Annotated in this window: 8 protein-coding genes; 3 read left to right on the top strand and 5 right to left on the bottom strand. The window is 69.3% G+C overall.

The genetic code is table 11. The features are described from left to right. Positions 1-4: 4 nt before the first annotated feature. Positions 5-298: a hypothetical protein gene (locus ACFLIM_RS31940; protein WP_393171821.1), complete on the top strand. Its 294-nt coding sequence runs from the start codon at positions 5-7 to the stop codon at positions 296-298. Further along, positions 295-1,557 (top strand): epoxide hydrolase family protein, encoded by a 1,263-nt coding sequence (locus tag ACFLIM_RS31945; RefSeq protein ID WP_393171823.1) that lies wholly within the window; start codon positions 295-297, stop codon positions 1,555-1,557. Before ACFLIM_RS31940 ends, ACFLIM_RS31945 begins: the two co-directional genes overlap by 4 nt. Here the strand turns inward: ACFLIM_RS31945 and ACFLIM_RS31950 are convergent. The 5 genes from ACFLIM_RS31950 to ACFLIM_RS31970 all read right to left on the bottom strand — a co-directional run bounded on the left by ACFLIM_RS31950 (position 1,506) and on the right by ACFLIM_RS31970 (position 7,524). After that, positions 1,506-3,401, bottom strand: coding sequence for a glycoside hydrolase family 127 protein (locus ACFLIM_RS31950; RefSeq protein WP_393171825.1), 1,896 nt, complete (start codon positions 3,399-3,401; stop codon positions 1,506-1,508). The two genes, ACFLIM_RS31945 and ACFLIM_RS31950, sit on opposite strands and share 52 nt — an antisense overlap. 26 nt (positions 3,402-3,427) lie before the next feature. Next, positions 3,428-4,246, bottom strand: a complete 819-nt coding sequence (locus ACFLIM_RS31955; RefSeq protein WP_393171827.1) for a carbohydrate ABC transporter permease — start codon at positions 4,244-4,246, stop codon at positions 3,428-3,430. Next, positions 4,243-5,181, bottom strand: coding sequence for a carbohydrate ABC transporter permease (locus ACFLIM_RS31960; protein ID WP_393171829.1), 939 nt, complete (start codon positions 5,179-5,181; stop codon positions 4,243-4,245). Before ACFLIM_RS31960 ends, ACFLIM_RS31955 begins: the two co-directional genes overlap by 4 nt. 11 nt (positions 5,182-5,192) lie before the next feature. After that, complete coding sequence (locus ACFLIM_RS31965) at positions 5,193-6,446, bottom strand: sugar ABC transporter substrate-binding protein (RefSeq protein ID WP_393171831.1); 1,254 nt, start codon at positions 6,444-6,446, stop codon at positions 5,193-5,195. Between the two features lie 61 nt (positions 6,447-6,507). Next, a complete protein-coding gene (locus ACFLIM_RS31970; protein WP_393171832.1) occupies positions 6,508-7,524 on the bottom strand; it encodes a LacI family DNA-binding transcriptional regulator in 1,017 nt (338 codons plus the stop codon). Positions 7,525-8,043: 519 nt separating this feature from the next. On the opposite strand from ACFLIM_RS31970, the gene ACFLIM_RS31975 reads away from it, so the two are divergent. Beyond that, complete coding sequence (locus ACFLIM_RS31975) at positions 8,044-11,679, top strand: LamG-like jellyroll fold domain-containing protein (protein WP_393171834.1); 3,636 nt, start codon at positions 8,044-8,046, stop codon at positions 11,677-11,679. Positions 11,680-11,693 lie beyond the last annotated feature (14 nt).

An 11,693-nucleotide genomic window follows, 5' to 3' on the forward strand; every position in this document is an offset into this window, starting at 1 on the left:
CGTTGTGCATGAGAACACCCTGTCTGCTGGAGTGCACTCCAGGTCAACCTCAGGTACTCGCCCGTACCGGCTGCCTGTCAGCGGCCGCGCGGTCCTGGTGCACGTCACGCCGCAGGGCGCCGCGATCGTGGACGGACGGCGCGCCGAGCGGGTGGCCCACCTTTCGGAGCTCGCCGGCCACCTCACACCGGCCGAACGGGCCGCCATCGCCACCGCCCTGCCGGCCCTGGCCCGCCTGGTCGAACTCCATCGGCAACGAACCGCTGAGGACGAAAACGAGACGAGGAGACGACGATGAGCCAGGAAACGTTGCGACCGGCACCGATCCACGTCCCCGACGACGTGCTCGCCGACCTTCAGCGGCGGCTCGACCTCACGCGCTGGCCGGTCGATGCGGGCAACGAGGACCGGTACTACGGCGTCGACCGCACCTACCTGCGCGAACTCGTGGACTACTGGCGCACCGACTTCGACTGGCGCAAGGCCGAAGCCGCGATCAACGCCTACGAGCACTACCGGGTCGAGGTCGAGGGCGTTCCTGTGCACTTCATGCGCAAGCCCGGAGTCGGCCCCGACCCGACGCCCCTGATCCTCACGCACGGTTGGCCGTGGACGTTCTGGCACTGGTCCAAGGTCATCGACCCGCTGGCCGACCCGGGCGCGTACGGCGGCGATCCCGCCGAGGCGTTCGACGTGATCGTTCCGTCCTTCCCCGGCTTCGGGTTCTCCACGCCGCTGCCGAACAACCCGGACATGAACTTCTGGAAGGTCGCCGACCTCTGGCACATCCTCATGACCAAGACCCTCGGCCACGACAGGTACGCCGCCGCAGGCTGCGACGTCGGAGCCCTGGTCACCGGCCAGCTCGGGCACAAGTACGCGGACGAGTTGTACGCCATCCACATCGGCTCCGGCCAGAAGCTCACCCTGTTCAACGGGGACCGGGCCTGGGACCTCAGCGGCGGCCGGCCCATCCCTGACGGCCTGCCCGCCGACGTCCACGCCCAGATCGTCGCGCTGGAGAAGCGCTTCGCCGTGCACCTCGCCGCGCATGTCCTCGACCCGAGCACCCTGGCGTACGGGCTGTCCGACTCACCCGCCGGGATGCTCGCCTGGATACTCCAACGCTGGATGAGCTGGAGCGACCACGGCGGCGACATCGAGACCGTCTTCACCAAGGACGACCTGCTGACCCACGCCATGATCTTCTGGGTCACCAACTCGATCGGCACCTCGATCCGCACCTACGCCAACAACAACCGCTACCCCTGGACCCCCTCTCACGACCGGCAGCCACCCATCGAGGCGCCCACCGGCATCACCTTCGTGGGATACGAGAACCCGCCCGGCGTCAGCACCGACCAGCGCGTCCGGCACTTCCTCGGCAGCGACCGCGCCGCCTGGTACAACCACGTCAACCTCAAGGCCCACGACCACGGCGGCCACTTCATCCCCTGGGAGATCCCCGACGAGTGGATCGACGACCTGCGACGCACCTTCCGCGGCTACCGCACCGAGAACGGCAACCACACGCGCATGCTGGACGACCCGCGCTGAGCCCATGAGTGGTAGGGCCGCAACGTAACGTCGAACCACTCGCCGTCCGCCACGGGATGAGCGCCGGAGGCGTAGGGCCATGGTCCGCCGGCGGGCGCGGCCAGCCGACCGCGGACCCGCGCGCCGCCGGGATCCGGCTGCGGACCGAGCAGGGGGTCGATCACCAGCGCGTCGAGCCCGTCAAGGTCACGGGACTCGACGCACAGCACCTCTGGCCCACGCTCGACGGCGACGCATCCGCGTACGGCGTCGATGCGGGGATCGGGCCAGGTGAAGCGAGGCCGCATCGGCAGTTCGAGGGTGATGACCTCACCTGCTCGGAAGGCCCGCCGCAGCGTGAGCACGCCAGGGCCGACCGGCCGCGCCCGCCCCCCGTCCTCGATGACCGATGCTCCGGCAGCCCAGGCGGGAACCCGCAGCGAGAGGGTCCAGGGCGAAGGCTCGTCAGCCGCTATCCGGACCCGGATCGTTCCGGTTTCGGGGTAGTCGGTCTCGACGTCCACGGCCACTCGCCTGCCATCCGGCAGTTCGGTACGGATGGCGCAGGGGGCGTACTGGTGGATCTGGAGGCCGTCGTCGTCGGTCGTGGCGAGGTAGCCCTCGAGGCTGGCCAGGGTGCGGGCGACGTTGGTGGGGCAGCAGGAGACGTCGAACCAGGCGGCCCGGACGCCTGCCTCGGCGCGTGGGCTGACCTCGGTCCCGTCCGACGGCTTGCCCGGCGCCCGCTGGTGGAGGGGGTTGGCGTAGAAGAACGCAGCGCCGTCGGGGCTCGGGGAGGTCGCGATGATGTTGTAGAGCGTGCGCTCGATCAGGTCGGTGTAGCGGACGTCGCCGGTGGCCAGGTGGAGGCGCCAGGAGACCATGATCGAGGCGACCCCGGCGCAGGTCTCGCAGTAGGCCCGGTCCGGTGGCAGCTCCCAGTCCTCGCCGAAGCCCTCGTCCTGGTGGCGCGAGCCCATGCCGCCGGTGATGTAGGTGCGGCGCGCGACCGAGCGCTCCCACTGCCGTTCCACCGCGCCCAGCAGCTCGTCGTCGCCGCGTTCGACGGCGACGTCCACCGCCGCCGCGGTGAGGTAGAGCGCGCGTACGGCGTGGCCGCGCCAGACGCCGGCCTGCCGGATCGGGATGTCGTCCTGGAAGTAGGCGCGTCCCAGCGGGATGTCCCGGAGCGTCCCGCGCCCGCGGCGGTCGAGGAACAGACGGGCCTGCTCGACGTACCGGTCCTCCCCCAGGGCCCGGCCGAACTCGGCCAGGCCGACCTCGATCTCCGGGTGCCCGCAGATCTTGCGCATCCCGTCCTCGCCGAACGTCCGGCACACGTGGTCCGCCGCCCGCCGCGCGATCCGTACCAGATCGTCCTCTCCAGCGGTGCGCAGCCGCGCCACCGCCGCCTGCAGGAGGTGGCCGAGGTTGTAGAGCTCATGCCCCCCTTCCAGATCGCTGTAGCGCGGCGGCTGGTCGCCGTGTCCAAAGCAGGTGTTGAGGTACCCGTCGGGGTCCTGCGCGCGGGCGACGCGCGCGGTGAGCCGCTTGATCGCGGACTCCGCCTCCACGTCACCGGTACGGCCCGTCTCCCAGGCCAGGGCCTCCAGGAGTTTGTAGACCTCCGAGTCGGAGAACGGCCAGCCGGGCCGGTCGGGCGCGGTCGTGCCGTCGGCGACCCGGTCGAAGTTCGCGAGCCAGCCGAGCCGCTCCATCCACGTCTCGCAGTGGGACAACGTCGCCGTGGCGTTCACGGCCTGGCGGCCGCCCCAGAATCCGCCCGTGATGGACACCTGCCCGAGCCCGAGGGGACGCACCGGTCCGTACGACGGCAGCACGGGGACGGAGCGGCCTTCGGTCATGTCGTGAGCCTTTCGGAGAATGATGCTCAGTCCTTCACGGCGCCGGCGGTGACCCCGGCGGCGATGTAGCGCTGCGCGAGAACGAGGAGGAAGGCTGCGGGGATGGACGCGATCACCGCGGTCGCCATGATCGAATTCCACTGCGTGGTGTTGTTGCCGATGTAGCGGAAGATGCCAAGGGTGATCGGGATCGTGTCGCTGTTGCGGTTGAGCGTCGAGGCGAAGATGAAGTCCGACCACGCCCACAGGAACGCGAAGAGCGAGACCGTGATCACCGAGTTGCGGCTCAGCGGCAGGATGATGGACCGGAACGTACGCCAGGCGCCCGCCCCGTCGATCTCGGCCGCCGACATAAGCTCCTTGGGGATGCTCGCCATGAACGCCCGGAAGAGCAGCACCCCGAACGGCACCGCCAGCGTCGAGTCGGCGACGATCAGGCCCCAGACGGTGTTCAGCATCCCGAGCCTGATGTAGATCGCGTAGAAGCCCATGGCCATGACGACGGCCGGAATCATCTGCGCGACCAGCAGCAGAAAGTCGATCCCGCCGGCGCCCCGCGGCCGCAGCTTCGCCAGCGAGTAGCCCGCGGGCAGGGCCACGACCAGGGTGAGCGCGACGGTGCCGAGGCCGATGAAGAGGCTGGTGGCGAGGGCCGGCAACTGCTGGCCGAGCGCCGAGGTGTAACCCTCGAACGTCGGGTTCCAGGGGAACCAGTGGGGCGGGTCGGCCCGCATGTCGCCCGTCTTGGTGAGCGACACGTTGAACATCCAGTAGACCGGAAACAGCATCAGCCCGACCAGGACGACGCCCAGCACGGTCTTCCACCAGGCCCTGCGCCCGGTCATGAGACCTCCTTGCGTTGCAGGTGCACGTGTACGAGCCCGGCCGCGAACGCGATGAGGATGAGCAGGTTGCCGACGGCCGCCGCCGGGGAGAAGTCGGGCTGGCCCGTGCCGAACGCCTCCCGGTAGGACCAGATCGCGAGGGTCGTGGACGCGTCGGCCGGCCCTCCCCTGGTCATGATCCAGATGATGTCGACGACCTTGAGCGTGTAGATCAGGCCGAGCAGCAGCGTGATCGCCGACACCGGGCGCAGCAGCGGGAAGGTGATGCGCCAGAACCGCTGCCACGCGTTCGCCCCGTCCAGGCCGGCGGCCTCGTAGAGGTCGCCGGGGATGTTCTGCAACCCGGCGTAGAGGATCACCAGGTTGAACGGGATCCCGAGCCAGATGTTGGCGATGGTGACGGACATCAACGACGTGTCCGGGGACGTGAGCCAGTTGATCTGGCCGATCCCGAACGCCCCCAGGACCGAGTTGACGATGCCGTTCTCGCTGTTCAGCATCCACGACCAGGTGGAGGCGGAGACGATCAGGGGCAGCAGCCACGGCACGAGGAACATCGCACGCAGCACCGCCGAGAGGCGGAAGTTGCGGTGGAAGAAGACCGCCAGGGCCAGGCCGAGAGCGTACTGGAGCGCGATGGAGACCAGGGTGAACAGGGCCGTGTTGCGCAGGGCCGCCAGGAAGGTGTCGTCGGAGACGATGTCCAGGTAGTTGTCCAGCCCGGCGAACTCCGGGTCGCCCTGCACGAACGCGCGCGGCGTGTAGTCATGCACACTGAGCTCGATGTTGCGGTAGAGCGGGTAGGCGTAGAAGACGACCAGGTAGACGACGAGGGGCACGAGGAAGGCGAAGGCCGTCCACTGCCGGGAGCGCCGCCCCCGGACGAGGCCCACCGCCGATCTGGTCACGACCGCATCGGTACGGGTGAATGTCATGACGGGCTGATTCAGTCGCCGATCGCCTGCTTGGCCTGGGCCTGTGCTGCCTTGAGCGCGTCAGCCGGGGTGGCCGCGCCGCTCAGTGCCTTCTGCACACCGGTCCACAGAGCCTCGGAGATCTTCGGGTAGTCGGTTCCCAGGTTGTCGCTCGTCCGGCCCTTGGCCGACTTGACGGCCTCGACCCACGGCTTCAGCCCAGGCTCCTTCGCCAGGATCGCCTGCTGTCCCTCGGCGGTGGACGGGATGTAGTACGCGAAGGTCGTACCGGTCTCCACCAGGCCCTCGGGCGTCGTCATGCATTCGAGGATCTTCTTGGTAACGTTGTAGCGCTGGCTGTCCTTCTGCACCGGGACCGTGATGAACTCGCCGCCTGTCGGCGTGGGGGCGGTCCCTCCGTCCTTGGCCGGGATCTGCACGATGCCCGTGGGGAAGCCCGCCTTCGCGGCGCTGTTGATCTGCCAGGTGCCGTTCTCGGCGAAGGCGAACTCGCCCGTGAGGAACTCCTCCCACGTGGTGTTCTGCGAGTTGCTGATGACCGAGTTGGGCGCGGTGCCGTCCTTGACCCACGTGTTCCAGAGATCGAGCGCTTCGACGGCCTGCGGCGAGTCGAGCTGGGTGAGCTGGGCGCCGGCGCCCCAGAACCACGGCAGGAACTGGAACGAGCCCTCCTCGGTGCCGATGGCCGACAGGGTGATCGGCTTCTTGCCCGCGTCTTTGACCTTCTTCAGCGCCGCGTTGAGCGAGGCCCAGTCCTTGATCGAGTCCGGGTCGACGCCCGCTGCGTCGAGGATCTTCTTGTTGTAGTACAGCGCGAGGGTGTTCGCGCCGATGGGGATGCCGTACGTCTTGCCGTCAAGTTCCCCGGCGGCGATGAGGTTCTTGTCGAACCTGGCCGTGTCCAGGCCGAACTCGTCCATCGACGTGAGCATCCCGGCGTCCGCGAGGGTCGAGACGGCGGGGTTGTCGAGGAGGATGACGTCGGGCGCATTGCCCTCCTGGCCCGCGAGCAGCGCCTGGTTGGTCAGCGCGGTCGTGTCGTAGGCGGTGCGCTCGATGGTGACGCCGGCCTGCTGCCCGCAGGAGCCGACCCGCTTGGCCCAGCTGGAGGACGCGTCGTGTTGCGGGTACGGGTCCCACCACGTGTAGGTGTTGCCGGTGGCGGTGGCGGTGCCGCTGCTCTGGGGGGCGGACGAGCAGGCGGACAGTGCGAGAACGACGGTTCCGAAGACCGCCGCCCTGGCGGAAATCGACGAAGAGTTCATCCGATTCTTCCATTGTTAGCGCTCACACAGAGCGTCGTCGGACGGTGGCTGTCGCCCGTTCCTAGCCGGGGGGCGCGGTGCTTTCCCGGGACACCAGTTCGGGAGAGATGAAGCGCACGACGAAGGGCTCGCTCCGCGCCGCCGCCGACTCGACGCGGCGCACGAGCTGGCGTACGGCCATGGACCCGAGGCGGTCGGGTGCGCTCTCGATGAACGAATAGGGCAGGGAGAAGGCGGCGGCGAACTCGGTGGAGTAGCGCCCGATGACCGACAGGTCCGCGGGCACCCGCAGCCCTCTTTCGTAGGTGACGGAGGGCAGCGCCGCAGCGGCCGCCTCGTTGTTGATCAGCAGGCCGGTGGCCGCGGGGTAGGTGTCGAGCAGGGCGTTGAGCAGGCGCCCGACGGCCGGCTGCCGGGACTCGCCGTACACCGCGTGCAGCGTGACGCCGAGTTGCCGGGCCCGTTCCAGCGCGGCATCCCGCAGCCGCCACACGTAGGCGCCACCCCGCTCGACCACGTGTTCCGGCTGCGAGATCAGGATGAGCTCGCGGTGGCCGAGCCGGTGGAGGTGCTCCACCATGACCCTTCCGGCCTCCTCGAAGTCGAGGTCGAACACGTCGAGCCCCGAGCAGTCGCCCGGCAGGCCGACCAGGGCGCCCGGTTGCGGCGCCGCGCGCAGGATGGGCAGCCTCGGGTCGACCTGCGCGATGTTCATCAGAACGACGCCGTCCACCATCCGGGAATCGGTGATCCGCCGCAGCGCCCGGGCGCCGTCCGCCTCGGTGACCAGCAGCGTGTCGTACCCCAGGTCACGGGCGGTGTCCGTGACGCCGAGGATGTACTGCATCATCGCGGGCGCGAACTCGTCTTCGTGGAACTGCGCGAGCAGAGCCAGGACCTTGGTCTGGGAGGTGGCCAGCGCGCGCGCACCCGCGTTCGGCGTGTAGGCGAGCTCCTCGGCCGCCGCCAGCACGCGCCGGCGGACCGCCTCCGAGATGGGCCGCTTGCCCGACAGCGCGTAGGACGCCGTGCTGCGACTCACCCCGGCCTCCCTGGCCACGTCTCCGATCGTCGCCACTCTCACCTCCTGTTATCGAACCGGTTCGCCTGTTGCGCTGCCGACTCCCTGTATCGGTTACCGGATCGCCCGGCGAAGCACGCCGTATCCTGGGCTTACGCCGCTCCACGACTCGGCACAGCCGCAGGCGACGGACCGCCTGCGATCTTTCGTTCCAGGCGAACCGGTTCTACGATGTCACTCCAGGAGCCGGCTCACGTCAAGAGCACGTTGCGGGCGATATCGAATCGTGACATGCCGGAAACAGTGGAAACGCGCATCACCGCAGGCTCGGCGAGGATGCGCCGCGTCGCCGGCCGCCGGCGCGAGGACGGAGCATTGACGCGCGCGGCACGGCTACGTAACCTACGCGAAACCCCCGTTGCGCTGCCGCCCGACTCCCTGGCCGAATCGTGACACCGGATCCCTCCATGGCGAAGCCCGTCAACGGAGTCCCGGCGTGCATTTTGTTAGCGCTCACATCACCGGTGAAGCGGGACCGGCACTCCCCCTTCAGCACCATCACTTAGGGAAGTCGTGATGACATTGACGGGCCTCACCAAGGCCGTGCGAGCCGGATTCCTCCCGGCCGCTCTCACCATCGCGTTAACCACCGGGGTCACGGACGCCGCGGCGGCCGACCCGCCCGCTCCCGCACTCGTCTACGAGTTCGACACCGACGACCTCGCCACCGGCTCCATCATCGACTCCTCCGGCAACGGCTTGAACGGGACGCTGGTCAACGGCTCCACGGCGGCTCTCGTCGACGGCGCCGGCGGGGGCCACGCCCTGAGCCTGCCCGGCGGGGCCGCGAACTCCAACGGCGCCTACGTACGGCTGCCTCTCGCCGTGCTCCAGGGCAGGACCGACCTGACGGTGTCGGCGCGGGTGAAATGGGACGGCACCACCGCTCCCTGGCAGTGGATCTACGCGCTCGGCAAGGACACCGGCCGCTACCTCTTCACCACCCCCTACAACGGCGACGGGCGCCTGCGCACGGCGATCACCACCTCCGGCGGCGGAGGCGAAGCCCAGGTCACGGGCTCGGCCGCGTTGCCGGCCAACGCCTGGAAGACGCTGACGGTCACCCTCGACACCAGCGCCAAGCGCATGACCACCTACCTCGACGGGGCCGCCGTCGCCTCCGCGGCCACCACCGTGACCGCCGCGCAGCTGATCGACGCCGCCACGACCTCCGCCGGTTTCATCGGGCGCTCGTTCTACCAGGATCCGCTGTTCGACGGCGCGATCGACGACTTCCGCGTCTACGCCGAGGCGCTGTCCGCCGAGCAGGTGGCCGCCGTGGTGGGGACCGCGCCTCCCGCCCCGACGGGCCTGGCCCAGGACACCTTCGACGTCCGGACCACCCTCGGCACGGCGCCGTCCCTGCCGGCCACGGTCCGCGCCACCTACTCCGACGGCTACGACCGCGAACTGCCGATCGCCTGGGCACCCGTGGACCCCGAGGACTACGCCACCCTCGGGACCTTCACCGTGACCGGCTCGGCCGGCGGCAAGCCCGTCACCGCGACCGTCACGGTGATCCGCGAAGGCCAGCTCGTCATCGACCTCGGCAAGGACACCGGCCCCTTCCACGGCGGCGCGTCCGGCACCCTTTACGGCCTCTACGGGCCGGGGGTGCCGACGAACAACCTGATCGAGGGGATGCGCCTGCGCACCGTCTCGACCAAGGCCCAGGACGGCCCGCAGCATCCGGGTGCCGACGCCTTGGAGGTGGTCAAGCCGCTGGCCGACAGCACCGACGGTGACGTGTACATCTACATGACCGACATTCACCGCGGCTTCCCGTACCAGTGGCCGGGCAGCACCCCGCAGGAGAAGCTCGACCTGTTCAAGCAGAAGATCGCCAAGCAGGTGGACCAGGTCCTGCAGCTCGATCCGAAATATCAGGACAACATCGTCTTCGTTCCGTTCAACGAGCCCGAGGGCAACATGTTCGGCACCGGCGAGTGGAGCTACAACCGGGTGAGCTGGCTCAGCGACCCGCGTGACTACTTCCAGGCGTGGGACGACGTCTACGCGCTGATCAAGGGCAAGATGCCTGCGGCCCGGATCGCCGGTCCCAACACCAGCGTGCTGTACGCCCAGGTGAAGGGCTATCTGGAGCACGTCATCGAGGCGGGCACCGTACCCGACGTGATGACCTGGCACGAGCTCAGCCACCCCGAGCAGGTCCGCGCGAGCGTCAAGCGCTACCGCGAGATGGAGGCCGAGGTCTTCCAGGGCACCGAGTACGCCGGGAAGCAACTGCCCGTCAACGTCAACGAGTACGCCTTCAACTACCACACCTCCGTGCCCGGCCAGATGATCCAGTGGGTGTCGGCCATCGAGGAGTCGAAGATCGACGCGGACATCGCGTACTGGAACATCGACGGCAACCTGTCCGACTCCGCCGTCCAGGCCAACCGGGGCAACGGCCAGTGGTGGCTGTTCAACGCCTACGGCAGCATGACCGGTCACACCGTGCAGGTCTCGCCGCCGTACCCGGGCCAGAACTACACCCTGCAGGGCGTCGCGACGCTCGACCCCGGCAAGAAGCAGGCACGTGCGATCTTCGGCGGCGCCGGCACCGCCGGTCACATCCGCTTCGAGAACGTCCCCGCGAAGGTCTTCGGCCCGAGCTCCGGCAAGGTGCACGCCTGGGTACGGGAGATCCCGTGGACGGGGCAGATCGGGGACTCGGCGCAGCCGGAGATCGTCGCCGAGCGTGACCTCGCCGTCAAGGACGGCACCGTGGTCTTCGACTTCGCCAAGCTAAACGAGTCGTCGGCGTACGAGATCGTGCTCACCCCGACCGGCTCGGGCACCGCGGCGTCGCACGCGCCGCAGCTCTGGGAGCAGTCGTACGAGGCCGAGGACGCGAAGTACACCGGCACCGGCTACAGCCGCAACGGGCCCGAGGGCTCCCCGGCGGACGTGTCGAAGTTCTACACCTCCGGCCGCTACGACGTGGGCGGGCTGCGCACCGGCTCGGACGGGGTGCTCGACTTCACCGTCGACATCCCCCAGGCCGGCCGCTACGACCTCGGCGTCTTCGCCAACTCGCTCAACACCTTCGACCAGGTGCGCGAGCAGGGGCCGACCAACGTCTTCGTCCGCGTCGACGGCGGCGCTGAGCAGGAGTTGTTCCTGCCGCTCGGCTACAAGTGGGTGGTGTGGGACCACGCGGACACGAGCGTCGAGCTGACCGCGGGCAAGCACGTCATCTCCCTGGCGGCGCGCAGCCTCGACGGCACCAAGGCCACGAAGGGCGACGCGATCGTCGACCGGATCCAGCTCTCGTCGCCGAACCCGGCGGCGGCGACCTCGATCTACGAGGCCGAACTCGCCGACCTCCACGGGGCCCGCCCGTCCTACGCCGACCAACCCGCCTCGGGCTCCGGTGTCGTCACGGCCGGCCGCGGCCAGTCGGCCACCTTCTGGGTCTACTCCGCGCGGGACGTAGCGGCCACCCTCAACCTCAGGACGCTCGGCTCCGGCAAGGCGTCGGTGGCCGTCAACGGCCTGGAGGTGATGGAGGCCCGGCGTGGCGCCAACACCGTGGCGGTGTCACTGTCCGGCGGCATCAACAAGGTCACGGTCACCGGCAAGTCCGGCACGTCGCTCATCGACCGGGTCGACGTTCGGCCGGCCGCCGGCGCGCTGCCGGCCACCGTGCTCGAGGCCGAGGCGGCCCAGCTCGCCGGGACGGCGAAGGCGTCGCCGCTCTCCCTGGCCAGCGGCAAGGCCGCGGTCACCGGAGTCGGCGGCACCCCCGGGAACGCCAACACGCTCACGTTCAGGGTGCGGACCGGCGAAACCGGCACGTACGCCATGCGCGTCCGCTACTCCAACCCCGAGCAGTCGGCCGCGACGCACTACAACCCCGACCCGCTCGCCAGGCACGCCGACCTCACCGTGAACGGCGCCGCTCCGCAGCGCGTCTTCTTCCCGCACACCTTCCACGAGAACAACTTCTGGGAGCTCACCGTCCCGGTGAAGCTGAAGAAGGGAGACAACACCGTGCGGTTCTCCGCCGAGGAGCTGCCGAACTTCGACGGCACGACCTACGCGTCGGAGACCTTCCCGGGAGTGCTCCTCCGCTCGCAGTACGCCCCGGTGATCGACAAGATCACGGTCGCCCCCTTCAGCGGAAAACCTGAGGTCCGCGACTGAACCCCCGGCCCCGC

The sequence above is a fragment of the Nonomuraea marmarensis genome (genome assembly GCF_043197025.1).
In the GTDB taxonomy this organism is placed as follows: domain Bacteria; phylum Actinomycetota; class Actinomycetes; order Streptosporangiales; family Streptosporangiaceae; genus Nonomuraea; species Nonomuraea marmarensis.

Excerpts from the sequence above, each read along its gene's own strand:
- ACFLIM_RS31945 (WP_393171823.1), top strand. The coding sequence starts at position 295 with ATGAGCCAGGAAACGTTGCGACCGGCACCGATCCACGTCCCCGACGAC.
- ACFLIM_RS31950 (WP_393171825.1), bottom strand. The coding sequence starts at position 3,401 with ATGACCGAAGGCCGCTCCGTCCCCGTGCTGCCGTCGTACGGACCGGTG.
- ACFLIM_RS31955 (WP_393171827.1), bottom strand. The coding sequence starts at position 4,246 with ATGACCGGGCGCAGGGCCTGGTGGAAGACCGTGCTGGGCGTCGTCCTG.
- ACFLIM_RS31960 (WP_393171829.1), bottom strand. The coding sequence starts at position 5,181 with ATGACATTCACCCGTACCGATGCGGTCGTGACCAGATCGGCGGTGGGC.
- ACFLIM_RS31965 (WP_393171831.1), bottom strand. The coding sequence starts at position 6,446 with ATGAACTCTTCGTCGATTTCCGCCAGGGCGGCGGTCTTCGGAACCGTC.
- ACFLIM_RS31975 (WP_393171834.1), top strand. The coding sequence starts at position 8,044 with ATGACATTGACGGGCCTCACCAAGGCCGTGCGAGCCGGATTCCTCCCG.